At 71.3% G+C, this 24,973-nt stretch carries 22 protein-coding genes, 2 tRNA genes and 1 pseudogene; 18 read left to right on the forward strand and 7 right to left on the reverse strand.

The window, feature by feature from the left end; genetic code table 11:
- Positions 1-6: 6 nt before the first annotated feature.
- The 5 genes from ACFWBY_RS31615 (at position 7) to ACFWBY_RS31635 (ending at position 4,009) form a co-directional block, all read left to right on the forward strand.
- The gene (locus ACFWBY_RS31615) at positions 7-2,250 is read left to right on the forward strand and encodes an ATP-dependent DNA helicase UvrD2 (protein ID WP_385335580.1); all 2,244 of its coding nucleotides are present in this window, start codon (positions 7-9) and stop codon (positions 2,248-2,250) included.
- 168 nt (positions 2,251-2,418) lie between these two features.
- Complete coding sequence (locus ACFWBY_RS31620) at positions 2,419-2,778, forward strand: hypothetical protein (RefSeq protein ID WP_385335582.1); 360 nt, start codon at positions 2,419-2,421, stop codon at positions 2,776-2,778.
- A gap of 198 nt (positions 2,779-2,976) precedes the next feature.
- The gene (locus ACFWBY_RS31625; protein WP_385335584.1) at positions 2,977-3,348 is read left to right on the forward strand and encodes a WhiB family transcriptional regulator; all 372 of its coding nucleotides are present in this window, start codon (positions 2,977-2,979) and stop codon (positions 3,346-3,348) included.
- On the forward strand, positions 3,345-3,677 hold the full coding sequence (locus ACFWBY_RS31630; RefSeq protein ID WP_385335586.1) for a hypothetical protein: 333 nt from the start codon (positions 3,345-3,347) through the stop codon (positions 3,675-3,677). Before ACFWBY_RS31625 ends, ACFWBY_RS31630 begins: the two co-directional genes overlap by 4 nt.
- A 125-nt stretch (positions 3,678-3,802) precedes the next feature.
- Positions 3,803-4,009, forward strand: coding sequence for a hypothetical protein (locus ACFWBY_RS31635; protein ID WP_385335588.1), 207 nt, complete (start codon positions 3,803-3,805; stop codon positions 4,007-4,009).
- Positions 4,010-4,048: 39 nt separating this feature from the next.
- Here the strand turns inward: ACFWBY_RS31635 and ACFWBY_RS31640 are convergent, their stop codons facing one another.
- Both ACFWBY_RS31640 and ACFWBY_RS31645 read right to left on the reverse strand, forming a co-directional pair.
- Positions 4,049-5,380: an ABC1 kinase family protein gene (locus ACFWBY_RS31640; RefSeq protein WP_385335590.1), complete on the reverse strand. Its 1,332-nt coding sequence runs from the start codon at positions 5,378-5,380 to the stop codon at positions 4,049-4,051.
- Between the two features lie 94 nt (positions 5,381-5,474).
- Positions 5,475-6,640, reverse strand: a pseudogene (locus ACFWBY_RS31645) (ThiF family adenylyltransferase).
- Between the two features lie 215 nt (positions 6,641-6,855).
- Between ACFWBY_RS31645 and ACFWBY_RS31650 the strand changes: the two are divergent.
- The 4 genes from ACFWBY_RS31650 to ACFWBY_RS31665 all read left to right on the forward strand — a co-directional run bounded on the left by ACFWBY_RS31650 (position 6,856) and on the right by ACFWBY_RS31665 (position 10,659).
- Complete coding sequence (locus ACFWBY_RS31650; protein ID WP_385335592.1) at positions 6,856-7,395, forward strand: M48 family metallopeptidase; 540 nt, start codon at positions 6,856-6,858, stop codon at positions 7,393-7,395.
- Positions 7,396-7,523: 128 nt separating this feature from the next.
- Complete coding sequence (locus ACFWBY_RS31655) at positions 7,524-9,176, forward strand: TerD family protein (RefSeq protein ID WP_385335594.1); 1,653 nt, start codon at positions 7,524-7,526, stop codon at positions 9,174-9,176.
- Positions 9,177-9,205: 29 nt separating this feature from the next.
- Positions 9,206-9,886: an AIM24 family protein gene (locus ACFWBY_RS31660; protein WP_385335648.1), complete on the forward strand. Its 681-nt coding sequence runs from the start codon at positions 9,206-9,208 to the stop codon at positions 9,884-9,886.
- A 17-nt stretch (positions 9,887-9,903) separates the two neighbouring features.
- Positions 9,904-10,659, forward strand: a complete 756-nt coding sequence (locus ACFWBY_RS31665; protein ID WP_385335596.1) for an AIM24 family protein — start codon at positions 9,904-9,906, stop codon at positions 10,657-10,659.
- Positions 10,660-10,734: 75 nt separating this feature from the next.
- Here the strand turns inward: ACFWBY_RS31665 and ACFWBY_RS31670 are convergent, their stop codons facing one another.
- Both ACFWBY_RS31670 and ACFWBY_RS31675 read right to left on the reverse strand, forming a co-directional pair.
- Positions 10,735-11,259 carry an NUDIX hydrolase gene (locus ACFWBY_RS31670; RefSeq protein WP_385335598.1) on the reverse strand — a complete coding sequence of 175 codons (525 nt, stop codon included), beginning with the start codon at positions 11,257-11,259 and terminating at the stop codon, positions 10,735-10,737.
- Complete coding sequence (locus tag ACFWBY_RS31675) at positions 11,256-12,659, reverse strand: zinc-dependent metalloprotease (protein WP_385335600.1); 1,404 nt, start codon at positions 12,657-12,659, stop codon at positions 11,256-11,258. The genes ACFWBY_RS31670 and ACFWBY_RS31675 overlap by 4 nt, the downstream gene beginning before the upstream one ends.
- A 192-nt stretch (positions 12,660-12,851) precedes the next feature.
- Between ACFWBY_RS31675 and ACFWBY_RS31680 the strand changes: the two genes are divergently transcribed.
- The 4 genes from ACFWBY_RS31680 (at position 12,852) to ACFWBY_RS31695 (ending at position 16,141) form a co-directional block, all read left to right on the forward strand.
- Positions 12,852-14,045, forward strand: a complete 1,194-nt coding sequence (locus ACFWBY_RS31680; RefSeq protein ID WP_385335602.1) for an SDR family oxidoreductase — start codon at positions 12,852-12,854, stop codon at positions 14,043-14,045.
- Between the two features lie 154 nt (positions 14,046-14,199).
- Positions 14,200-14,661 (forward strand): molybdenum cofactor biosynthesis protein MoaE, encoded by a 462-nt coding sequence (locus ACFWBY_RS31685; protein WP_385335604.1) that lies wholly within the window; start codon positions 14,200-14,202, stop codon positions 14,659-14,661.
- Positions 14,662-14,786: 125 nt separating this feature from the next.
- Positions 14,787-14,984, forward strand: coding sequence for a hypothetical protein (locus ACFWBY_RS31690; RefSeq protein WP_385335606.1), 198 nt, complete (start codon positions 14,787-14,789; stop codon positions 14,982-14,984).
- A 68-nt stretch (positions 14,985-15,052) separates the two neighbouring features.
- Positions 15,053-16,141, forward strand: a complete 1,089-nt coding sequence (locus ACFWBY_RS31695) for a PDZ domain-containing protein (RefSeq protein WP_385335608.1) — start codon at positions 15,053-15,055, stop codon at positions 16,139-16,141.
- A 52-nt stretch (positions 16,142-16,193) separates the two neighbouring features.
- Here the strand turns inward: ACFWBY_RS31695 and ACFWBY_RS31700 are convergent, their stop codons facing one another.
- Positions 16,194-16,766 (reverse strand): PPA1309 family protein, encoded by a 573-nt coding sequence (locus tag ACFWBY_RS31700; RefSeq protein ID WP_385335610.1) that lies wholly within the window; start codon positions 16,764-16,766, stop codon positions 16,194-16,196.
- Between the two features lie 147 nt (positions 16,767-16,913).
- Here ACFWBY_RS31700 and ACFWBY_RS31705 point away from each other — a divergent pair, with 147 nt between their 5' ends.
- From ACFWBY_RS31705 to ACFWBY_RS31720, 4 genes are all read left to right on the forward strand, one after another.
- Positions 16,914-19,793, forward strand: coding sequence for a UPF0182 family protein (locus tag ACFWBY_RS31705; protein WP_385335650.1), 2,880 nt, complete (start codon positions 16,914-16,916; stop codon positions 19,791-19,793).
- Between the two features lie 44 nt (positions 19,794-19,837).
- A tRNA-Met gene (locus tag ACFWBY_RS31710) sits at positions 19,838-19,911 on the forward strand.
- Between the two features lie 216 nt (positions 19,912-20,127).
- Entirely contained in the window at positions 20,128-22,083 is a 1,956-nt protein-coding gene (locus tag ACFWBY_RS31715; RefSeq protein ID WP_385335612.1) for a tetratricopeptide repeat protein, read from the forward strand.
- A 158-nt stretch (positions 22,084-22,241) separates the two neighbouring features.
- Positions 22,242-22,315: transfer RNA gene (locus ACFWBY_RS31720), tRNA-Met, on the forward strand.
- A 151-nt stretch (positions 22,316-22,466) separates the two neighbouring features.
- Here ACFWBY_RS31720 and ACFWBY_RS31725 read toward each other — a convergent pair.
- A complete protein-coding gene (locus tag ACFWBY_RS31725) occupies positions 22,467-22,883 on the reverse strand; it encodes a Fur family transcriptional regulator (protein WP_385335614.1) in 417 nt (138 codons plus the stop codon).
- A gap of 129 nt (positions 22,884-23,012) precedes the next feature.
- On the opposite strand from ACFWBY_RS31725, the gene ACFWBY_RS31730 reads away from it, so the two are divergent.
- A complete protein-coding gene (locus tag ACFWBY_RS31730; protein WP_385335616.1) occupies positions 23,013-24,485 on the forward strand; it encodes a catalase in 1,473 nt (490 codons plus the stop codon).
- Positions 24,486-24,561: 76 nt separating this feature from the next.
- Here ACFWBY_RS31730 and ACFWBY_RS31735 read toward each other — a convergent pair whose 3' ends face one another.
- The gene (locus ACFWBY_RS31735) at positions 24,562-24,957 is read right to left on the reverse strand and encodes a cyclic nucleotide-binding/CBS domain-containing protein (protein WP_385335618.1); all 396 of its coding nucleotides are present in this window, start codon (positions 24,955-24,957) and stop codon (positions 24,562-24,564) included.
- Between the last annotated feature and the right edge of the window lie 16 nt (positions 24,958-24,973).

Below are 24,973 nucleotides of genomic sequence, written 5' to 3' on the forward strand. Positions count from 1 at the left end.
GACGGTATGCCGGTAGGACGAAAGCCCCCGGCCTGTGGACGGATTTCCCGCCCTCCTCACCGGACCTGGCAGCATGGCAGGGTGACAGCAGCAACGCACTCCTCATCCTTCACGGCCGGCGCCGACTCGGCCGACGCGGTGCTCCTGGGCCTGGACCCGGAGCAGCGCGAGGTCGCGACGACCCTGCGCGGGCCGGTGTGCGTGCTGGCGGGCGCCGGTACCGGCAAGACCCGGGCGATCACCCACCGCATCGCCTACGGGGTCCGCTCCGGGCAGCTGATGCCGGCGAGCGTGCTGGCCGTCACCTTCACCAACCGCGCCGCCGGCGAGATGCGGGGCCGCCTGCGCGAGCTCGGCGCCGGCGGGGTGCAGGCGCGTACCTTCCACTCCGCCGCCCTGCGCCAGCTCCAGTTCTTCTGGCCCAAGGCGGTCGGCGGCGACGTGCCCCGGCTACTGGAGCGCAAGATCCAGTTCGTCGCGGAGGCGGGCGCGCGCTGCCGCATCCGCCTCGACCGGGGCGAGCTGCGCGACGTCACCGGGGAGATCGAGTGGGCCAAGGTCACCCAGACGGTGCCCGCCGACTACCCCGCGGCAGCCCTCAAAGCCGGCCGCGAGGCACCCCGGGACCTGGCCGAGACCGCCCAGATCTACAGCACGTACGAGCAGCTCAAGCGCGACCGCGGCATGATCGACTTCGAGGACGTGCTGCTCCTCACCGTCGGCATCCTGCAAGACCGCCACGACATCGCCGAGCAGATCCGCACCCAGTACCAGCACTTCGTCGTCGACGAGTACCAGGACGTCAGCCCGCTCCAGCAGCGGCTGCTGGACCTCTGGCTCGGCGAGCGCGACAGCCTCTGCGTCGTCGGCGACGCCAGCCAGACGATCTACTCCTTCACCGGCGCCACCCCCGACCACCTGCTGAACTTCCGCACCAAGTACCCGCAGGCCACCGTGGTCAAGCTGGTCCGCGACTACCGCTCCACCCCCCAGGTGGTCCACCTCGCCAACGGCCTGCTGAACCAGGCCAAGGGCCGGGCCGCCGAGCACCGCCTGGAACTGGTCTCCCAGCGCGAGCCCGGTCCCGATCCGGTCTACGCCGAGTACCCCGACGAGCCCGCCGAGGCCGAGGGCGTCGCCCGCCGGATCCGGGACCTCATCGCCGCGGGCGTCCCGGCGGGCGAGATCGCCGTGCTCTACCGCATCAACGCCCAGTCCGAGGTCTACGAGCAGGCCCTCGCCGACGCCTCGGTCCCGTACCAGCTGCGCGGAGCCGAGCGCTTCTTCGAGCGGGGCGAGGTGCAGAAGGCGATCCTCGCGCTGCGCGGAGCCGCCCGCTCCGGCGGCAACGACCCGCTGCTCGACGACGTCGTGGAGCTCGGCTCCCAGGTCCGGGCCGTGCTCAGCTCCACCGGCTGGACCAGCGAGCCGCCCGCCGGCTCCGGCGCCGTGCGCGACCAGTGGGAATCGCTGGCCGCGCTGGTCCGCCTCGCCGAGGACTTCGCGCGCGGCCGCCCGGCCGCCACCCTGGCCGACCTGACCGCCGAGCTGGACGAGCGCAAGGCCGCCCAGCACGCCCCGACCGTCCAGGGCGTCACCCTCGCCTCGCTGCACGCGGCGAAGGGCCTGGAGTGGGACGCGGTGTTCCTCGCCGGCCTGACCGACGGCATGATGCCGATCACCTATGCCAAGACCGACGAGCAGGTCGAGGAGGAGCGCAGGCTGCTCTATGTCGGCGTCACCCGGGCCCGGCACCACTTGACGCTCTCCTGGGCCCTCTCCCGGGCTCCGGGCGGCCGGGGGTCCCGGCGCCCCAGCCGCTTCCTGAACGGCCTGCGGCCGGGCTCCGTGGCCCCGGGAACCAAGGCGGCCGGCGCGGCCGAGACCCTGGGCGCCCGCAAGCGCGGCCGTCGCGGCCCGGTCCTGTGCCGCGTCTGCGGCAAGACGCTGACCGAGGCCGGCGAGCTGAAGCTGATGCGCTGTGAGGACTGCCCGTCGGACATGGACGAAGGGCTCTACGAGCGGCTCCGCGACTGGCGCGCCGTCCAGGCGAAGGAGCAGGGCATGCCCGCCTACTGCGTCTTCACGGACAAGACGCTGATGGCGATCGCGGAGGCCACGCCCTCGGAGGCCGGAGAGCTCTCGATGATCTCCGGCGTGGGCGGCCGCAAGCTCGAGCGGTACGGGGCCGACGTGCTGGCCATCTGCGCAGGTCGGGAGCCTGAGGGTGAAGCTTCTGACGACGCGTAGAAACTCGTCGGAAAAATAGTTTGCACATGCCCAGCGAATCCCCATAGGTTCTTAGCAACGGAAACGGTGGCTTCTCCGAAGCCCGGGATCCGTGCTGTACTTATCCGAATACGCATGGGACGAGGCCTCCGGGCCGAGTCCCCGAGACGCCGAGAGGAGGCGAAACCAGTGACCAGCTTCATGACGACCACCAAAATGACCGATCGCTCGGTTGCCGCTTCCTGCACGCTCGGCTCCTCCTCGCTCCTCCCGCTCACGGGTACCGGTCTGTCCGCGATTTGCCTCGCCGACAGCCCTGTCCTGGCCGCCGCGCCCGCCGCGCTGCTGGTCAGTGAGCGCAATGAGCGACCGACCCAGGCACCGGTGGCAGTACTGGCAGCAGAAGCCCAGGCGCATGGCGCCTATGGTTTCGCGGCCGCAGCCGGTGCCGCCAGTGCCGGATTCAAGCGCCAGACGAAGCAGACGAAGCAGCAGCACCACCTGATGTGGGCCTTCCGTGGGCTCGAACCCTGGAGTGATCCAGCCTGATCGCATGATCAGGCCGGCGCCTTCAGGGCCGCGGAACCCACCCGGGATCCGCGGCCCTTCTGTTTGTCCCCGAACAGGGGGCGACGGAGCGAAGGGGGCACGGGACCCGGCAAGGCCGGTCGGTGTGACGACGTAGCCCAGCCGCCCCCGGCCGACCGGCCGGAACGACCAGACGAACAAGACGAGGAAGAAACCACCGTGCAACTCGAAGCGCACGCCCCGTCCGTACCGAAGACCCAGACCCTCTCCCCGCCCGCAGTCCCGGAGGACTCCACCTTGACTCCCCTCACCACGCTGACCGCGCTCGACGACGCCATCGAGAACCTCGGCGTACCCGTCGCCTGCCGTACCTACGACCCCGAGGTCTTCTTCGCCGAGTCCCCGGCGGACGTCGAGTACGCGAAGTCCCTCTGCGGCACCTGCCCGCTGGTCGAGGCCTGCCTCGCCGGTGCGCTCGAGCGCCGCGAGCCCTGGGGTGTCTGGGGTGGAGAGCTCTTCGTCCAGGGCGTCGTCGTAGCCCGGAAGCGTCCCCGTGGCCGTCCGCGCAAGAACCCGGTTGTCGCGGCATGACCGCCAACGGAACCATCGACCGCCCCCTGACGCACGACCCCCTGAAGCAGGCCCTCATGTCCCCCTACGCCACCACGAGCGAGCAGCCGCACGGCGCCGCCACCGCAGACTTCATCACCGCCGGCGCGATCACCTCGCGTCAGAACAGGACCCGCGAAATGCAACTCATCCCAGAAGCCCTGGCTCGTGCCCATATGGCCGACCGTATGCGTGAGGTCGACGTGGAACGTCGCGCCCTGCGCGTGGTCGCCGCGCGGCGCATGCAGCGGCGAGCCGAGCGCGTCTCGCTGCGCGCCCGCCGCGCGCTGGCCATGGCCGTCATGCACTGACAGCGTCACAGGCGGCGAGGAGCTCCGGCTCCGCCGCGACGCACCGGGGGGACCCGTCCGAACGGACGGGTCCCCCCGGTGCGTTGCTGTCGGCCCTCCACCCCTCGCGGCGATATCGTCTGGAGGTGGACCAGCCGAAGCCCCGCCCGGCCCCGCCGGGAAACGAGGCCCCGCCCGTCGTCTGCGCGCGCTGCGGCGCCCAGTCCCCGGCCGGCGCCCCGCCCACTTGGACCTGCTCCGTGGAGAACGGGACCAGACAGTACTTCTGCGTCGACTGCGCGCGCGCCAACCTCCGCGCCATCGAGGGCCGTCTCGACTCCGCCTGGTGGTGAGCGCCACCCGCACCGCCGAGGCGGACGCCGCCGGCCGGCTCAGCCCTCGTCGGGCAGGAACCCGGGCAGCCAGGACTCCAGTTCGTCGCGGAGCCGGACCGTCGCACCGAGCTGGCACAGGACGCCGATCGTGCTCAGCGTCACCCGGTGGATCAGCAGGTACGAAGGCGGCAGGTTGATCTGGCGCCCCAACTGGTGTGCGGGGGAGCGGGGATCGGCGATCCGCGCGGCCTGGCCGCGCAGCCACGGCCGGGCGAAGGTGAACTCCTCGGCCTCGGCCGGTTCGAGCATCGGCCTCAAGTAGTCGAGCACGGCGTCGGGATCCAGCTCGATGGACTCGCGCACGAACCCCTCGCCGCGCAGGTGCCCGTAGACCCCCTCGGCGTCGGCGTCCAGCGCCAGTCGCAGCGACCTGCCGATGGGCTTGGGCCAGCCGCCGGGCAGCCGGTCGACCGTCCCGAAGTCCAGTACGCCCAGCCGGGTCCGGCCGTCCGCCCCGGACAACAGCCGGAAGTTGCCCGGATGCGGATCGGCGTGCAGCAGTCCGGTGCGGGCGGGGCCGGAGAAGAGGAACCGGGCCAGCAGCTGTCCGGCGCGGTCGCGTTCCTCCTGGGTGCCGTCGGCTATCACCTCCGACAGCGGGGTCCCCTCCATCCACTCGGTCACCAGCACCTGGTCGCCCTGGTGCACGACGTCCGGCACGAACACGTCCTCGTCGCCGTCGAAGGCGTCCGCGTGCGTCCGCTGCGCCTCGGCCTCGAGCTCGTAGTCGAGCTCCTCCGAGACCCGGTCGCGCAACTCCTTGATGAGCGGCTTGATGTCCATGCCCGGGATCAGCGGTCCCAGCAGCCCCGCAAACCGGCCCAGCTGCTTGAGGTCCGACAGCAGCGCCTCGCCTGCCCCCGGGTACTGGACCTTGACGGCCACCTGCCGGCCGTCGTGCCACACCGCGCGGTGCACCTGCCCGATCGAGGCCGCCGCGGACGGCTTGTCCTCGAACTCCTCGAACAGCTCCCGCCAGTCCGCGCCGAGCCGCTCCGCCAGCACCTGGTGAACCGTCGCCACGGGCAGCGGCGGGGCCGCCTCCTGGAGTTTCGTCAGCGCCGCCCTATAGGGGCCGGCGACTTCCTCGGGCAGGGCCGACTCGAAGACCGAGAGCGCCTGCCCGAACTTCATGGCGCCCCCCTTCAGCTCGCCCAGCACGCGGAACAGCTGCTCGGCGGTGCGCTGCTGGAGCTCGCGGGCCACGATCTCCGCCGACTTGCCCCCGATCCGCCTGCCGAGGCCCCACGTTGCCCGGCCCGCGATGCCCAAGGGCAGCGCGGCCAGCTTGACGGTACGGGTGACCGCCTTCCGGGGAAGATCAGACATACGCCCCTCCAGTTCCCAGACAGCTGAGCCGCAAGCGGCGCTTCGGGAGAGCCCCGACGGCCTTCGGACGGCGCCTCGGCCACGGGCAATCCTGTCATGGCCCTCTCCGCGTCCCGGAGTCCGATCCCGCAGCCGGTCCAAGCGGTGGTGCCGCGGTCGATCCCACCGCGACAGGCTCGGGGCGTCCACTCGCGCCGCAAGGGCAGTCGGGGTGGAGGAGGACTGGGGTCGGCTGCCAGTGGAGGGCGGGGAGCGAGGTCTCCCAGCGGGTGGCGGTGGAGGCGGGCAGCTCCCCGTCGAGGAAGGACAGCGCGTGCGCCGCGGCGAGGCCGGCCACCGCCGTGGACAAGCCCAGATCGCAGGCGCCGACGCCGCGGCGGCGGTGGGCGGACCGCCACTGGACCAGCATCCGCGGCCAGGCCGGATCCCGGTCCACGCGGTCGCGCTCCATGCAGCCGGCGCAGGCCGTGGCCCCGGGGAGCACCAGCGGCCCCACCAGCCCGGTCCCTTCCAGCACCCCCGCGTACAGATGGGGGGTGCCGGTGGCGATCCAGTCGGCGGCGGTCTGCGGGTCCGGGGCCCAGGAGTGCAGCCCGTCCCGGGGCGCGACCACCACCAGTGACAGCCCCGGTTCCGTCGGCCGCTCTCCCCGGTCCGCGGTCCCCGGCCGGGGGCCGCCTCCCGGACCGCCGCCCGCGCGGCCTCGGCGCGCAGCCGGCCCACGCTGTCGGGGCCCAGCCCGCCCGGTGCCACGTCCTGGGGCTGGGTGCGGCCCCCGTCGAGGACGTCGACGCGGCCGACGCCGGCTCCCGCCAGTACCGAGGCGATCACCCCGCCCACCCGGCCGCTCCCGCGCACTTGGACCCGTATCGCCCGGCGGGCGGCCACACCCTGTAAGTCCCCGCCCGGCCGGGGGTGGACCAGGGAGAGCGAACCCAGGTCCGGGCCGAGCCGGGCCAGCGCCTGCGGCCGGTCCCGCACGGCCTGGGCGCGCGGGCCGCCCGCGGTGGCGTCGTCCAGCAGCCCGGCCGCCGCCAGCCGCCGCACCACCTCGTCGACCCGCCCGTCCGGAAATCCCATCTCCTTGCCCTGGGCGCGCAGCAGTTCCATGCCCCGGGTCCCGTCGACCAGGTCGAGGAACGCGCCCGTGGCCGTGTCGACCGGACCCAGGACGACCGCGTGAGCGGGCGTCACCCCGAACTGCACGGTCTGAGTGTCCCGCCAGGCCCGGGCCAATGCGGACTTCACCTTCGGATACATCGGGACCCTCCCTCGATTCACGCGCCGCCTCGTCTCGCGTCGCTTTCCGCAAGATTGCCCGGCCGTCGGAGGGGGCGTGAAAGTTTGTCCACAGGCGAGGGGTATAAGGCATATGAAATGGATGATTGGGGTTCTCTCCGGGGCGGCTGCGAATCGATCACCTTCGAGCCCCGAGGGGCGGGACTTCCGCCACGGCGAGCGGGTACCGTCGTGGCGTGTCCGCCGATCCACCGCAGCGCGCCGTCGAAGTCCGCCGGAGCGCACGCCGCCGCAGGACCGTATCCGCCTACCGCGAGGGTGATCGTACGGTCGTCCTCATCCCTGCCCGGATGTCCGAGGCGGAGGAGCGGCGCTGGGTGGGCGTCATGCTCGACAAGCTCGCGGCGCAGGAGGGCAAGCGCACCCTCGGGGACGCGGAACTCACCGAGCGCGCCGAGCGTTTGTCCGAGCAGTTCTTCGGCGGCCGCGCCCGTCCCCGCACGGTCCGCTGGGTCACCAACCAGAACACCCGCTGGGGCTCCTGCACCCCGGCCGAGGGCAGTATCCGGCTCTCGCACCGCCTCCAGGGGATGCCGGAGTACGTCGTCGACTACGTGCTGCTGCACGAGCTGGCCCACCTCCTCGTGCCCGGCCACGGCCCCGGCTTCTGGGAGCTGCTCGAGGCGTACCCGCGCACCGAGCGGGCCCGCGGTTACCTCGAAGGGGTCGTCGCCGCCGAGCGCCTTCCGAAAGTCCCTTCCACGCGGGACGAATGATCCGCAATTGCCGGTGATGTCGCACCCCGTGATATGTACCGGGTCGGTACCGACTTGGCCGGATGTCCGCGGTTGCCGTTAGCCTGAGCGGCACGCATTCACAGTCGGGATGGGGGACGGTCTTACGTATGGCCAGGGAATTCCAACGCGGTCACAAGGCCAAAATCAGCGATCTGACGGCGGGCACGGACCTCTACGTGGGCGTCCAGATCGCCGGGCCCGGACTTGCCATCGACATCAGCTGCTTCGGCCTCGACGCGAACGAGCAGCTTTCTGACGACCGGTACTTCGTCTTCTTCAACCAGCCGAAGTCGCCGGAGGAGTCCATCCAGCAGCTCGGCGCCCAGGCCGGTGACGCGGAATCCTTCCGGGTGACCCTGGACCGCATTCCGGCGAACATCCACAAGCTCTCCTTCGCCGCCTCCATCGACGGCGCCGGCCAGATGTCGCAGATCGGCCCGGGCTACATCCGGATCGTGGCCGGCGGCGAAGAGGTCGTCCGGTACACCTTCACGGGCTCGGAGTTCACCACCGAGCGCGCGCTGATGATCGGCGACTTCTACCTCAAGGACGTGTGGCGCTTCGCCGCCGTCGGCCAGGGCTTCGACGGCGGTCTCGCCGCGCTGCTCAAGAACTTCGGCGGCGAGGTCGCCGAGGAGGAGCAGCCCGAGCCGCAGGCGCAGGCCCCGGCCGGCGCCCCCGGCTTCGCCCCGCCGCCGCAGGCCGCCGGCCCCGCGCCCGCATTCGGCGCGCCCGCGCAGGGCGGGCCCCAGGCTCCCGCCCCGGCCTTCGGAGCCCCGGCCGGCGCGCCGCCCCAGGCCCCGGCGCAGGTCCCCGCCCCGGCTCAGTACCAGCAGCCCGTCCACGCGGCCCCCACCATGGCCGCGCCGATGGGCACCCCCCTGGCCCCGCCGGCCCCCGCGCCCTACGGCCAGCCGCAGCAGCCTTCGTACGGCCAGGTCCCGCCGCCCGCCCCGGCCCCCGCGCCGTACGGGCAGCCGCAGCAGCCTTCGTACGGCCAGGTTCCCGCAGCGCCTCCCGGCCAGTTCCCCGGACAGCAGCCCCCGTACGGGCAGCAGCCCGGCTACGGCCGGCCCGCGCAGGCGGCGCCCGCCGCCGGCGCCGGACTCGCCGCCGCGCTCCAGCCGTACAAGGAAGCCCCGACGGGCCTGCGCTGGACCCCGCAGAACCAGCAGCTCATGCGGGTCGACCTGTCGATGGGCGGGCAGGGCGTCCTCGCCCGTCAGGGCAGCATGGTCCTCTACCAGGGCAAGGTCGACTTCAGCTACAAGGGCGCGGGCTTCGCCGGCCGCGTCGTCGGCAACGCCACCGGCCAAGAGATGCAGCTGATGCGCTGCACCGGCCGCGGCCAGGTCTTCCTCGCGGAGGCCGGCGCCCACCTGCACGCCATCGAGCTCCAGGGCGACGGCATCTGCGTCTCCGCCGAAAGCGTCCTCGCCTTCGACGAGTCGCTCCAGCACGAGGTCCGCCGCATCGAGGGCCACGGCATCCCCGGCGGCGCGCTGTTCACCATGCAGTTCCAGGGCACCGGCACGGTGATCGTCAAGACGCACGGCGTGCCCGTCGTCCTGCCCGTCACCCCGACCACCTTCGCCGACAGCAACGCCATCGTCGCGTGGTCGTCCGCCGCCCAGGTGATCATCTCCAGCCAGGTCCGGCTGCGCCGCAACGCCTACCCCGGCCACAGCGGGGAGACCGTGAACCTCCAGTTCCGCGGCGCTCCCGGCAACTTCATCGTCGTCCAGCCGTACGAGGTCTGAGGGAGCCCCACATGAATGCCATGAACGCTATGAACCAGCAGCTCGCGGGCTACGCCCCGACCCCCGTCACGGCCCGCATGGAGAACCACGGCCGGGCCATGCTCAAGGTCGCCATGCAGAGCGGCCAGGACCTCTTCGCGCGCACCGGATCGATGGTCGCCTACGAGGGCTTCGTGCAGTACGAGCCCAACCCGCCGGCCGTGCGCCAGATGGCCTCGCAGTGGCTCACCGGCGAGGGCGCCCCGCTGATGAAGTGCACGGGCGACGGCCTGCTCTACCTCGCCGACTACGGCGCGGACGTCGTCGTCATCAACCTCAACAACGACTCCCTCTCCGTCAACGGCACCAACCTCCTGGCCTTCGACGCCCACCTCCAGTGGGGCGTCGAGCGGGTCAAGGGCATGGCCAAGTTCGCCGGCCAGGGACTCTTCAACGTCTCCGTCGCCGGCACAGGCTGGGTCGCCATCACCTCCCGCGGCACCCCGATCGTGGTCGACTGCGGGCGCGGCGAGGACGAGACGTTCGTCGACCCCGACGCGCTCGTCGCCTGGTCCCCGAACCTCAAGGTCAAGGGGAAGAGCAGCTTCAAGGCCTCGTCGCTGATCGGCCGGGGCAGCGGGGAGGCCTACCAGATGGCCTTCTCCGGCCAGGGCATCGTCGTCGTACAGCCCAGCGAGGACAGCACCGACCGGCTCCGGGCCCGGGGCTGAGGGGGAGAAGGCACAGCATGCAGAGTTCACTTTTCGCCCACGCCGAGGCGCAGTCCCAGGAGCGGTACGCCGTCCAGAACCCGCAGCTGCTGCGGGTCTCCCTGAGCGGCTCCGACGACGTGCTCGCCCGCAAGGGCGCCATGGTCGCCTACCAGGGGATCATCGACTTCGACGGCGAGTACCAGAGCGCCAACCAGCGAAACGCCCGCCGCCGCACCGGCGAGGGCCTGGACCTGATGCGCTGCTCGGGCCAGGGCACGGTCTACCTGGCCAACCTGGCCCAGTACGTCCACGTCCTGGACGTGGACCAGGAGGGCCTCACCGTCGACAGCAGCTACGTACTGGCTCTCGACTCGACCCTGCACACCGAGGTCATCGCGGTGGACAGCCAGTACGGGATCTCCGGCTCCGGCAAGTACCAGCTCAACATCACCGGCCGCGGCAAGGTCGCGCTCATGACCTCCGGGCAGCCGCTGATGATGCAGGTCACGCCCGACAAGTACGTCAACGCCGACGCGGACGCCGTCGTCGCCTGGTCCACCTCGCTGCGCGTGCAGATGCAGGCCCAGACGCACTCCACCGGCGTGTGGCGGCGGCGCGGCAACACCGGCGAGGGCTGGGAGCTCAGCTTCCTCGGCACCGGCTTCGCGCTGGTCCAGCCCAGCGAGGTGCTCCCGCCGCAGAACGCCCAGATCGGCCAGGGCGCGGCGGCGCAGTTCGGCGTGGGCCAGCAGGGCGCCCACGCCCAGAACCAGAACAACGCCTGGAACTGATCCGGCGCGCAGCAGACGCGAGAGGGGCGGTCCCGCACCGGCGGAGCCGCCCCTCCCGCGTGTCCCGTGCCGGGGTCAGAGCCGGGCCCGGGTCGCCTCCACCAGCCGCACGACCGAGGTGTCGGCGACCGCCGGCACCTCCTCGTACGGGAACCAGCGCAGGTCCAGCGACTCCTCGCTGATCGCTTCGACCGCCTCGGCGGGCGCCAGCGCCGCGTACTGCACGTCCAGGTGCCAGTTGCACGGCGCCGGGATGGGATGCCGGTCGAGGCGCACCGGACCGCCGGGCAGCAGCGTCAGCCCCTCGGTGATGCCCGACTCCTCGACGGCCTCGCGCAGGGCGGCCCCGGCGAGCGTCGTGTCACCGGGCTCGCAGTGCCCGCCCATCTGCAGCCACATCCCGAGCTTCTTGTGCAGGGTCAGCAGTACGCGGCCCCGCTCCGGGTCGATCACCAGCGCGCTGCCCGTGACGTGCCCGGCACCGCAGGGCTTGTAGACCCCGTCAGGGTGGGCGGCCAGGTGCTCCAGATACAGGTCGCGCAGCTCGGGCTGGTCCCCGTACGCCTTCAGGACCGCCACCGCGTCGTCGTGCAGGTTCACTTCTCGCCTTCACCGTCCTGCTCGTGCTTGCGGGCGGCTTCGCCGAGCATCTTGTCGATCTCGGAGAAGTCCAGCTGCTCGCGGTGCACGAACCCGTCCGGGTCGTCCAGGTCGGAGGCGGTCGGCAGCATGTCAGGGTGCTCCCACAGCCCGTCCCGCCCGTCCACGCCCCGCGCGTCGGTCAGCGAGGCCCACAGCCGCGAGGCGTCGCGCAGCCGGCGCGGCCGCAGCTCCAGCCCGATCAGCGTCGCGAAGGTCTGCTCCGCCGGGCCGCCGGAGGCACGCCGCCGGCGCATGGTCTCCCGCATGGCGTCCGCCGAGGTCAGCCGGGGCTTGGCCGCCTCGTGCACGACGGCGTCCACCCAGCCCTCGACCAGCGCGAGCGCCGTCTCCAGACGGGCCAGCGCGGCCTTCTGCTCGGGGGTGTCCTGCGGCTGGAACATGCCGCCCTGGAGGGCTTCCTGCAGTTGCTCCGGATTCGACGGGTCGAGCTGGCCGACCACGTCCTCCAGCTTGGAGGTGTCGACCTTGATGCCCCGGGCGTACCCCTCGACCGCGCCGAAGAGGTGCGAGCGCAGCCACGGCACGTGCGCGAAGAGACGCGCGTGGGCGGCCTCGCGCAGCGCCAGGTACAGCCGGACCTCGTCCGAGGAGACGCTCAGGTCCTTGCCGAAGCCCTCGATGTTCAGCGGCAGCAGCGCTGCCTTGCCGGCCGGGCCCAGCGGCAGACCGATGTCGGCCGAGCCGACGACCTCGCCCGCGAGGGTGCCCACGGCCTGGCCGATCTGCTGGCCGAACATGGCCCCGCCCATGGAGCGCATCATGCCGAGCAGCGGGCCCGCCATGGCCTGCATCTCCTCGGGCAGGACGCCGCCCATGGCCGCGCCGACGCGCTCGGCGACCGGGTCCACGAGCTCCTTCCACACCGGGAGGGTCGCCTCGACCCACTCGGCGCGGCTCCACGCGACGGCCGTCGCGGCGCCCGACGGCAGCGAGGTGACGTCGTCCAGCCAGTGGTCGGCGAGGCGCACGGCCTCCTCGACCGCGGACTTCTCGGCGAGGCCGACGCTGGCGTCCTTGACCCCGTCCGGAGTGCCCTGCGCGACGGTCTGGCGGGCGATGTCCTTGGCCATGTCCCAGTTGACCGGTCCGCCCTCGTAGCTCAGCATCTGGCCGAGCTGTTGGAAGGCCGCGCCCAGGTCGTTCGGGTTCATCGAGCCGAACATCGCCGCGAACGGATTGTCGGCGCCGCCCTGGCCGCCGGCTCCCCCGGGCAGGCCCGCACCGAACCCGAACGGATTCGGGCCGCTCTGACCTCCCTGATTGCCCTTCTTCCCGCCTTCGTCGCCGTTGTCCGGCTCCTCGGGCGGAAGGCCGAATCCGAATGGGGTGTCGCTCACGGGTTTCCTCGGCTCGTAGGGCCGCCGGCGGGGGCCGGCGGGCAATGGTCGGACGACATCACCCAGCCTAGACACCGGACCCGCTTCCGGGCTCGGTGCTCCGTCGACTCCCGGCCTGCGGCAGGATGGACATCACCTGGTAGGTACGCGCTGCGGCGCGCACCTACTGAAGACAACCGCTGGAGACGCCTGGTGAGTTCCCCAGATCCGCACGCTTTGGACAATCACGGCTCCGACGAGCACGGCCGAGGGCCCCACGAGGCCGAAAGCCGGGCTGAGCACGGTGACGGCGCCCAAGGCGTTCGCCAGCCGCGTAACCCCGACGGTACGGCGCGGCGCAGCCCCGTGATCGCCGTGACGGGCGCGGCCTCGGGTGTCGGCGCCGCACTGGTGAGCCGGCTGGCCGCGTCCGACGAGGTCAAGCAGGTCGTCGCGATCGACGAGCGGCGCGGGGACTGCGCGGCCGCGCAGTGGCACCTCCTGGACGTACGGGACCCCGCGATCGCGGAGAAGCTGCGCGGCGCGGACGTCGTGGTGCACCTGGCGCTCGACCTCGACCTGGAGACGGACCCGGCGGCCCGTACGGCGTACAACGTGCGCGGGACCCAGACCGTGCTCACCGCCGCGGCGGCGGCCGGAGTGCACCGGGTCGTGCTCTGCACCTCGGCGATGGTCTACGGGGCCCTGCCGGACAACGACATCCCGCTCTCCGAGGACGCCGAGCTGCGGGCCACCGCCGAGGCGACCGGCGTCGGCGACCTGCTGGAGATCGAGCGCCTGGGCCGCCGGGCGCCGCGCGCCCACCCCGGCCTGAACGTCACCGTGGTCCGCCCGGCCGTGCTGGTCGGCGGTACGGACACCGCGCTGACCCGCTACTTCGAGTCCCCGCGCCTGCTGGTGGTGGCCGGGTCCCGCCCGACCTGGCAGTTCTGCCACGTGGAGGACCTGGTCAGCGCGCTGGAGTACGCGGCGCTGGAGAAGGTCGAGGGCGAGCTGGCGGTGGGCTGCGAGGGCTGGCTGGAGCAGGAGGAGGTCGAGGAGCTCAGCGGGATCCGCCGCATGGAGCTCCCGTCCGCCGTCGCCCTGGGCGCGGCGGCCCGGCTGCACCGCATCGGCCTGACCCCGTCCCCGGCGGGGGACCTGGCGTACACGATGCACCCGTGGGTGGTCAGTGTCAGCGGGCTGCACGCGGCGGGCTGGCGGCCGCGCTGGACCAACGAGGAAGTCCTGGCGGAGCTCCTCCAGGAGGTCGCGGGCCGGCACACGGTCGCGGGCCGCAGGCTGGGGCGCAAGGACGCCACCGCGGCGGGTGCGGCGGGTGCGACGGTCGCCCTGCTGGGCGCCGCCGCCGTGGTCCGCGCGGCCCGCAGGCGCCGGGGGATCTGACGGGCCCGGCCCCTGCCGCCGCCCGGGCCGCCGCCGGGACGGGCGCCCCGGCGGGGCCGGATCGGGGTTCCTGTAGGAGGCTCCCAAGGGCGGGGGTGCGGGCCGGGTGAATCGGCTATTCCACCGCGTCGGCGGTTAGGGCACGATGGAAGCTATGGCACCGCACTTCGACCACCCCGGCGAGCAGGCCGCTTCGGACCCGATCCGGCTCCTCGAAATCCGTGACACCCCGCTCTCGATCGACGAGGTCTTCCAGGCCGTCGGCGACGACGCGACGGGTGGTACGACGCTCTTCGTCGGCACGGTGCGCAACCACGACAGCGGAGCGGACGTCGACCAGCTCGGCTACTCCTGCCACCCGACGGCCGAGGCGGAGATGCGCCGTGTCGCCGAGCGCGTCGTGGCGAAGTACCCGGTCCGCGCCCTCGCCGCCGTCCACCGCGTCGGCGACCTCGCCGTCGGCGACCTCGCCGTCGTCGTGGCCGTCTCCTGCCCGCACCGGGGCGAGGCTTTCGAGGCCTGCCGGATGCTGATCGACGACCTCAAGCACGAGGTTCCGATCTGGAAGCACCAGACGTTCGCGGACGGCACGGAGGAGTGGGTCGGCGCCTGCTGACCCCCGAAGCCGTCCGTTTTACCCCATTCGGACGCGCAACACGCCCTCGATTTGCGTAACCCCCTCCCGGGCACCAGCGTTGAAGCCACCAACAACACGTATTTTCGGGGTAAGGAGGCACGCCCATGGCGTCACTGGCGTGGTTGCTGATTCCGCTGTTCGCCGCGATCGGAGCGGCGATATGGGGCAGCTGGGCGGCTCGCGACCGCACGACCGGAGACATATCCGAGCTCGCGGGATACGCGAGATTCCGTGAAGCCATGGGCAAGACCGAACAGATCCGGGCGAAGGCGGACGCGCACTCCGGCTCCGACGCCGTCTGAGGCGCCCCCGCCCCCGTACGGACCGGCCCCGCAGGCCGCTCGTCAGGGCCGTCCCGTACTGTCGATCCATGCCACGCCGCACTGCGACGATGCTCGCTTCCACCCTCATGCTCTTCGCCCTGCTCTGCGCAGGGGTGTTCATGAAGGTCCCGTACTCCGAGATGAGTCCGGGCCCGACGGTGAACACGCTCGGGGACTCACACGGCGAGCCGGTCCTGAACATCTCGGGGCGCAAGACGTACCCGACCACCGGGCACCTGAACATGACGACGGTCCGCGTCACCGGCGCGGACTACGACATGAACCTCCTGGAAGCGGTGTACGGCTGGGCGGCCGGCGACAACATCGTCGTACCGCACGAGAACCTGTACCCGAACGGCAAGACGGACCGCGAGTCCACGCAGGAGAACGCCGAGGAGTTCAGCCAGTCGCAGGAGAGCGCCAAGGTGGCCGCCCTCAAGCAGCTCGGCATTCCGGTCGCCGCCCGCGTGATCGTCGCCACCGTGGTCAAGGGCAGCCCCTCCGAGGGTGTGCTGCACGCCGGTGACGTGATCAAGGCCGTGGACGGCACCCCGGTCAACGCCCCCGGGGACGTGGCCAAGCTCGTGACCAAGCACAAGCCCGGCGAGCCGGTCGAATTCACCATCGTGCCCGCCGCCGAGGCCGCCGAGGCCGAGAAGGCCAACCGCGAGCCCACCGGCACGACGAAGGTCACGATCACCGCGGGCAAGGCCGAGGACGACGGTCACGCCATCGTGGGCATCCGGGCCGACACCGACCACACCTTCCCGTTCGCGATCGACATCAAGCTCGCCGACGTCGGCGGCCCCAGCGCCGGCCTGATGTTCGCGCTCGGCATCGTCGACAAGCTCACCCCGCAGGACCTGACCGGCGGCAAGTTCATCGCCGGCACCGGCACCATCGACGACGCGGGCAAGGTCGGTCCGATCGGCGGCATCCAGATGAAGACCATCGGCGCACGCCAGGCCGGCGCAGAGTACTTCCTGACGCCCGCCGAGAACTGCCCCTCCGCCGCGACGAACGTGCCCGACGGGCTGACGCTGCTGAAGGTCTCCACGATCGACGACGCGGTGAAGGCGCTGGAGAAGATCGGCAAGGGGGACACGGCCGGACTGACGCAGTGCACCGCGTCCTGACCGCGTCCCCCCGGCCCCGCCCGCCGGCCCGGCAAGATCCGAAAGAGACGGCCTAGTCGAGGAAGGTGGCGGACAGCGCCTCGGCGAGACCCGGCACCAGCATCGCGCCGGTCAGCACCTCGTTCGCCGAGTCCTTCTCCCGCAGCCGTACGGCCGACTCGCGCGATCCGTCGCGCAGGACGCCCACGGTCAGCCGCACCTCCTGGCGGTCCGGGTGGGCGGCGACCCACGTGGCCAGCTGCTTGTCGCTGAGCCCCTCCGGTACGGAGGACTCCGCCGACGGCGGCAGCATCAGGCGCTCCACGGTCAGCGCGCAGCCGAGGATCGACGGCGGCCAGGCGATCGTTCCCAGGAACTTGTCCAGCGGGGTCCCGGCCGGCACCTCGTCCTGCTCGATCGGGGTGAGCTGCTTCTTGCCCGTGTCGTCCTGGTCCAGGCCGAGCTGGCGGGCGACTCCCGGCGCCTCCTTGCGCAGCTTGGCCGTGTCGACCAGGGCGAAGAGCCTGGCGGGCTTGTCCCAGCCGAGAGTGGAGGCGTACTCGTCGATTTCGAGGACGGCACGGGTCAGCGGGCTGGCCGCCATGGGGGTGCCGGGGGACGGCGAAAGGTTGGACATGGACAACATCCTGCCTCCTTTCTCCCGGATAACGGGAACTGACTAAAGCCTCAGTAAGTTGCATGAGTGGGCCCTACGATCGGGGGCCCATGCTTTGAAGAATCTCAGCATCACTTACACACAGCGACTTTCGAGGTGCGCACCTTGGCTTTCCAGATGCCGGACCGCGGCGGAGGCCCCTCCGGGCCACGGATGAGAGTCGGCCGCCCGTCCCGGCGCGCCCGGACTCTTCTGATGACCTTGGGCGTCCTGGCCGTCCTGGCCATGGCGTTCATCATGTTCGCGGGCTTCTGGACGGACTGGCTCTGGTTCCGCTCCGTCAAGTACTCCACCGTCTTCACCACCACCCTGTGGACCAAGGTCGGCCTCTTCGCCGTCTTCGGCCTGCTGATGGCCGGTGCCGTCGGGCTGAACATCTGGCTGGCCTACCGGCTCCGGCCGCCGCTCAGCGCGATGTCGATGGAGCAGCAGAGCCTCGACCGCTACCGGATGAGCGTCGCGCCGTACCGCAAGTGGCTGCTCCTGGGCATCGCCGCGCTGGTCGGACTGATCGCGGGCGCGTCGGCGGCGGGCCAGTGGAAGACCTGGCTGATGTACGTGAACGGGGTGCCCTTCGGGCAGAAGGACCCCCAGTTCAACCTGGACGTGTCGTTCTACACCTTCGACCTGCCCTGGTACCGCTTCCTGCTCGGCTTCGGCTTCGCCGCCGCCGTGCTCTCGGTGATCGCCGCCGCCGTCGTGCACTACCTCTACGGGGGACTGCGCGTCACGAGCCCCGGTGCGCGGGCGACCGCCGCGGCGACCGGCCACCTGTCGGTCCTGCTCGGCCTCTTCGTCACGCTCAAGGCGGTCGCCTACTGGCTCGACCGGTACGGCCTCGCCGTGAAGTCCAGCGATTTCAAGGCCGCGGACAACTGGACCGGCCTGCGGTACGTCGACGCCAACGCCTACCTGCCGGCCAAGACGATCCTCGTGGCCATCGCGGCGATCTGCGCTCTGCTGTTCTTCGCGACGCTGTGGCGGCGCACCTGGCAGCTCCCGGTCATCGGCTTCGGCCTGATGGTCCTCTCGGCGATCCTGATCGGCGGGCTGTACCCGGCGATCGTGCAGAAGTTCCAGGTCCAGCCGAACGAGCAGGCCAAGGAATCGGCGTACGTCGAGAAGAACATCAAGGCGACGCGCGACGCGTACGGGGTCGCCGGCACGGACGTGACGGACTACGCGGGCGTCCCGGCCGAGGGGACCGAGAAGGCCCAGCTGCGCAAGGCGGCCGACACGACCGCCAGCATCCGCCTCCTCGACCCGAACATCGTCTCCCCGGCCTTCCAGCAGCTCCAGCAGGTCAAGGGCTACTACGCCTTCCCGTCGACGCTCGCCGTCGACCGGTACAGCGGCCAGGACACGGTCATCGGGCTGCGCGAGCTGAACATCGGCGGCATCCCGAAGAACAACTGGATCAACGACCACTTCAAGTACACCCACGGCTACGGCGTGGTCGCGGCCAAGGGCACCACCGTCGGAGACCAGGGCGCCCCCGACTTCACCCAGTCCGACCTCCCCTCCAAGGGGATGTTCGGCACGGACTTCGAGCAGCGGATCTACTACGGCGAGCAGACGAAGCAGTACTCGATCGTCGGCGGACCGCAGAAGGAGCTCGACTACTCGGACGACAAGGGTGAGAAGGAGACGAGCTACAAGGGCGACTCCGGCGTCAACCTCGACAACCCGGTCAACCGCGCCGCGTACGCTCTCGCCTTCAGCGAGCCGCAGATCCTGTACTCCGGCGCCATCGGCGAGGGCTCGCGGATCCTGTACAACCGCACGCCCAAGGATCGCGTCGAAGCCGTCGCCCCGTGGCTGACCATCGACGGCGCCCCGTACCCGGCGGTCATCGACGGCCGGATCAAGTGGATCGTCGACGCGTACACGACGACCAACGGCTACCCCTACGCCTCGCGCACCACGCTGGGCGAGAGCACCCACGACTCGCTGACGAACAACCAGCGCGCGGTGGTGGCCCAGGAGAACCAGGTCAACTACATCCGCAACTCGGTGAAGGCCACCGTCGACGCGTACGACGGCACGGTCGACCTGTACCAGTGGGACACCCAGGACCCGATCCTCAAGACCTGGATGAAGGCGTTCCCCGGCACGGTCAAGGCCAAGAGCGAGATCTCCAAGTCGCTCATGGACCACATCCGCTACCCGCAGGACCTCTTCAAGGTCCAGCGCGAGCTGCTGACCCGGTACCACGTCACCGACCCGCAGACCTTCCTCAGCGGCAGTGAGGCCTGGGCCGTCCCGGACGACCCGACGACCAAGGCCGGCACGGCGGTTCCGCCGTACTACCAGTCGATGAAGATGCCGGGCCAGAAGGAGAAGGACCAGGTCTTCTCGCTCACGACGACGTTCACGCCGAACGAGCGGGACAACCTGAGCGCCTTCATGGCGGTCAACGCCGATCCGGGCACACCGGACTACGGCAAGATCAGAATCCTGAAGCTGCCGACCAGCAAGCCGGTCGACGGTCCCAAGCAGGTGCAGAGCAAGTTCCAGTCCGAGCCGAAGATCGCCGAATCCATCCGCCTGCTGCGCGGTGGCGACTCGGAGGTCGAATACGGAAACCTGCTGTCGGTGCCGCTCGACGGCGGAATGCTCTACGTCGAGCCGGTGTACGTGCGCAGTTCCGGGCTGAAGTACCCGCTGCTGCGCAAGGTGCTCGTGACCTACGGCGGCCAGACGGCCTTCGAGGACACCCTGGAGAAGGCGCTGAACGTGGTGTTCGGGGCCGAGGCGCCGACCACGCCGACCAACCCGCCGCCGCCGGGCGACGGCACCAACCAGCCGCCTGTCAGCCAGGACCCGACGGTCAAGGCGGCCCTCTCGGACGCGCAGAAGGCGGTCGAGGACGCCGACAAGGCGCTGAAGGCCGGCGACTGGGCGGCGTACGGCAAGGCTCAAGGCGACCTGCAGGCCGCGCTGAAGCGGGCGATCGATGCCGAGGCGAAGCTGACGACTCCCGAGCCGACCGGATAGCGGTAATGGCCCCACCCCGTGTCGTGATACTGTGGTTTTACCGACGCGGGGTGGAGCAGCTCGGTAGCTCGCTGGGCTCATAACCCAGAGGTCGCAGGTTCAAATCCTGTCCCCGCTACTGAAGTCGAAGGCCCGGATCCGATGGATCCGGGCCTTCGTCATGTCCGGCGCACTCGCGTTTTTCACCGACGTGGGGGCTCTGGGGTCGCTGGGGTGGGTGAGTTGAGGTGCGAACGTGTTTGACTTGTCTCTCTGTGGGCATGTCGACAAAACGCTGTAGTGACCTCACTGACTGCGACATACCAGGTGTACGCGGGTAGCAGGTGATGCGACGATGGGATTTATGGGGGACAGGTCAACTCTGCTGGAGACAGGGCGGTTTGTGAGGGCGGAGGCCGAGTCGGGTACGGAGACCGATGGGGCGGCTCAGACTGTTGACGTGCGGACCGCGATGACCACGCGGCCGGCATGGGACACGGCAGCCGCGGCCTCCGTGCGGGCTTTTCCAGCCACACGAGCCGAGCGGACGGAGCAGCCGGCGCAAACGGCACAGGACGACGCGGTGTTCGACGACGAGGCGTTCGCACTGGCCGACGCGGCCAGCGACGCCGAGCTGGAAGCCCGCCACCGGGCCGCCGCCGACAAGGGGGACCCGGGCGCCATGAGCGTGCTCGGGGCGCTCCTGCTGCGCCGCGGCGACCTCGCCGGAGCCGAGCCGTACCTGCGCGGGGCGACGGCCGAGGGCGACCGCGCCGCCGCCAACAACCTCGGTGTGCTCCTGCACCAGCGCGGCTACCCCGACGAGGCCGCGGGCTGGTGGCGGGTAGCCGCCGTGGCCGGATCCGCCCCGGCCGCGCACGCCCTGGGACGCCACTACCGCGAGCGGGGCGACGAGCCCGCCGCCGAGTACTGGATGCGCCAGGCGGCGGAATCCGGCCATGCGCTCGGTGCGTACGGGCTCGCGGACCTGCTGGAGCACCGCGGGGACAAGGGAGTCGAGCGCTGGTTCCGGGCCGCCGCCGAACAGGGACACCGCGAGGCCGCGTACCGGCTGGCGCGGCACCTGCGCAAGGGGGACCCGGCCGAGGCCGAGCAGTGGTACCGGCAGGCCGCCGCGCGCGGGCACCGGCGCGCCGCGCTGCACCTCGGCACGCTGCTGGAGGCGCGCGGCGAACTGAAGGAGGCGGGGCGCTGGTACCTGACCTCCGCGAAGCAGGGCGAGCCGCGGGCGGCGTGCGCGCTCGGCTTCCTGCTGCGCGACGCCGGCGACGAGGAGAACGCGGCCACGTGGTGGCTGCGCGCCGCGCAGGACGGCGACGGCAACGCGGCGAACGCACTGGGTGCGCTGCACGCCGCCCGCGGCGAGACCCAGACCGCGGAGAAGTGGTACCGGGCCGCGATGGACGCGGGCGACCAGAACGGGGCGTACAACCTCGCGCTGCTGTGCGCCGCGCAGGAACGGACGGCGCAGGCCGAGCAGTGGTACCGGCGCGCCGCGTACGCGGGGCACCGCGAGGCGGCCAACGCGCTGGCCATCATGCTGCTCCAGGTCGGGGACGCGGCGGGCGCGGAGCCGTGGTTCTCCAAGGCGGCGGAGGCCGGCAGCGTGGACGCCGCGTTCAACCTCGGCATCCTCTTCGCCAGCCGCGACGAGGACCGCACCGCGCTGAAGTGGTACGAGCGGGCCGCCTCGGCCGGACACACCGACGCGGCCCTGCAGGTCGGCATCGCGCTGGTCCGCGACGGCGAGGAGCGGGCCGCGGAACGGCACCTGCGCTGCGCGGCGGGCGGCGGCAGCGCGGAGGCCGCCTTCCGGCTGGCCTCGCTGCTGGAGTCGTTGGCCCCGCCGCCGGAGCCGGTCGCCCTGGGCGAGCCGGTGGGCGGCGCGCCGAAGAGCGAGGGCGAGGAGTGGTACGAGCGGGCCGCAGAGCTGGGCCACCGGCGGGCGCAGGTCCGGATCGGCATGCTCGCCGCCGCGCGGGGCGAGCTGTCCGTCGCCGCGCGGTGGTACCGGGAGGCGGCGGAAGCCGGCTCGCGCAACGGGGCGTTCAACCTGGGGCTGCTGCTGGCGCGGGAGGGGAACGAGCCGGAGGCGGCGCTGTGGTGGACGCGGGCGGCGGTGGCCGGCCACGGCCGCGCGGCGCTGCGGCTGGGACTGCTCGCCGCCCGCCAGGGGGACCTGGCGGAGGGCCAGAAGTGGTGCGTGCGCGCGGAGGAACTCGGCCCGGCGGAGGTCTCGGAGCGCGCGGCCCGGCTGCGCGACGCCCTGGCCGAGGAGCTCTCAACCTGACGGCGGTTTGCGAGCCGGGATCCCGACCCCGGGTCCCGGCCCCCGGCTCGCCCCGCCGCTTCCGGACGGCCCGCGGGGCGTCCCCACGAGGGTCGGGGTCCGGCTGGTTAACCGATTTGCATCTGCTCGCATGGCTCGCGTACAGTCAGGTTTACCGACGCGGGGTGGAGCAGCTCGGTAGCTCGCTGGGCTCATAACCCAGAGGTCGCAGGTTCAAATCCTGTCCCCGCTACTGAAGGCTCGAAGGCCCGGATCCCCTGGATCCGGGCCTTCAGTCGTTTCCGGATGCCAAGACCGCAAAAGCGGGGATCGGCGCGCGGACGAAAGAAGGGGGGTGGGGGCTCGACGAGCCCCACCCCCCTTTTTGCCGTTCTGCCGGGCGGCTACGCGCCGACGCAGTTCGGGCACACGCCGCGGTACGTCACCTCGACCGTCGACACGGTGAAGCCGAAGCGCTCCGCGTCCGGCAGGTCGGCCAGGGGATCGCCCGCCGGGTGGACGTCGCGGATCGCGCCGCACCGGGCGCAGACGAGGTGCTGGTGGGGCCGGTGCGCGTTCGGGTCGTACCGCTTGGCGCGCCGGTCCGTGGAGACTTCCAGCACTTCGCCGAGGGTGACGAGCTCACCCAGCGTGTTGTAGACGGTCGCGCGGGAGATCTCCGGCAGCTTCGCCACGGCGCGCGCGTGCACCTCGTCGGCCGTCAGGTGAACGTGGTCACCGTCGAGCACCTCGGCCACGACGCGCCGCTGTGCGGTCATGCGCCATCCGCGTCCGCGAAGTCGTTCCAGCAGGTCACTCATGGGCGTCACCCTAACAGCGCGGGGTTCGGTGTAACTCCCGAACCGGTGCGGACTTGGATGTTTACTTGACTTAGACATTGTCCATTGTAGGATCGAAAACGGCACAGGCCAAGGACAGGACATGCAGGAATGACGCAGGAGGCGCACGTGACGCAGCAGGGACCGCTCACCACGGAGGCCGGGGCTCCGGTCGCGGACAACCAGAACAGCGAGACCGCTGGCGTCGGTGGGCCCGTACTCGTCCAGGACCAGCTCCTTCTCGAGAAGCTCGCCCACTTCAACCGCGAGCGCATCCCGGAGCGCGTGGTGCACGCCCGCGGCGCCGGCGCGTACGGCACGTTCACGCTCACGCGTGACGTCTCGCAGTGGACCCGTGCGAAGTTCCTGTCCGAGGTCGGCAAGGAGACCGAGACCTTCCTGCGCTTCTCCACCGTCGCGGGCAACCTCGGCAGCGCCGACGCCGTGCGCGACCCCCGCGGCTGGGCGCTGAAGTTCTACACCGAAGAGGGCAACTACGACCTCGTCGGCAACAACACCCCGGTGTTCTTCATCAAGGACGCCATCAAGTTCCCCGACTTCATCCACACCCAGAAGCGCGACCCGTACACGGGCTCGCAGGAGGCGGACAACGTCTGGGACTTCTGGGGTCTGTCGCCCGAGTCCACCCACCAGGTGACCTGGCTGTTCGGCGACCGCGGCATCCCGGCGTCCTACCGCCACATGAACGGCTTCGGCTCGCACACGTTCCAGTGGAACAACGAGGCCGGCGAGGTCTTCTGGGTCAAGTACCACTTCAAGACCGACCAGGGCATCAAGAACCTCACCCAGGCCGAGGCCAACCAGCTCGCCGGCGAGGACCCCGACTCGCACCAGCGCGACCTGCGCGAGTCGATCGAGCGCGGCGACTTCCCGTCCTGGACCGTGCAGGTCCAGATCATGCCGGAGGCCGAGGCGGCCCAGTACCGCTTCAACCCGTTCGACCTCACCAAGGTGTGGCCGCACGGGGACTACCCGCTGATCGAGATCGGCAAGCTGGAGCTCAACCGCAACCCGGAGAACGTCTTCGCCGAGGTCGAGCAGTCGATCTTCTCCCCGGCGCACTTCGTCCCCGGTATCGGTCCCTCCCCGGACAAGATGCTCCAGGGCCGTCTCTTCGGCTACGGCGACGCCCACCGCTACCGCGTCGGCATCAACGCCGACCACCTGCCGGTGAACCGTCCGCACGCCACCGAGGCGCGCACCAACTCCCGTGACGGCTACCTGTACGACGGCCGCCACAAGGGCGCGAAGAACTACGAGCCGAACAGCTTCGGCGGCCCGCACCAGACGGACCGTCCGCTGTGGGTATCCACCGCGGTGACCGGCGGCACGGGCAACCACCCCGCCGCGGTGCACAGCGAGGACAACGACTTCGTCCAGGCGGGCAACCTCTACCGCCTGTACTCCGAGGACGAGAAGGCCCGCCTGATCGAGAACCTGTCCGGCTTCATCGCCAAGGTCTCGCGCGACGACATCGTCGAGCGCGCGATCGACAACTTCCGCCAGGCGGACGGCGACTTCGGCAAGCGTCTGGAAGCCGCGGTCCAGGCCCTTCGCGGCTGATCCGGCGCCTGCCGTAGGAGGCCGACGGGCCGGGGTCCCCGAGTGGGGCGCCGGTCCGTCGGCCGTTTTCCGGCTCCTACGCGGGTACGCGGGTGTGCCGGAGCGGAGCCCAGCAGCGGATGACGTCGCGGACGGAGACGATGCCCACGGGACCGCCGTCCTCCAGCACGATCAAGTGCCGGAAGCCGCCGTGGGCCATCGCCTCGGCGGCTTCCTGCACGGTGGCGTCCGGCGTGCAGAAAACCACGTTGTTGGTGGTGTGCGCGCCCACGGCCTCGCGGTCGGGGTCGTGTCCGGCCCCGAGCGAGTTGAGGATGTCGCGCTCGGTCAGAATGCCGATGCCGCTGTGCTCCGGATCGAGGACGACGGCCGCGCCGACGCGGCGGCCGGACATCAGGCAGGCCGCCTGACGCAGGGTGTGAGTGGGTCCGAGGGTGAGGATCACGGTGCTCATGGCGTCACGGACGAGCATGAAGAGAGCCACCTCC

The organism is Streptomyces sp. NPDC060049, from assembly GCF_042736715.1.
Classification (GTDB): Bacteria; Actinomycetota; Actinomycetes; order Streptomycetales; family Streptomycetaceae; genus Streptomyces.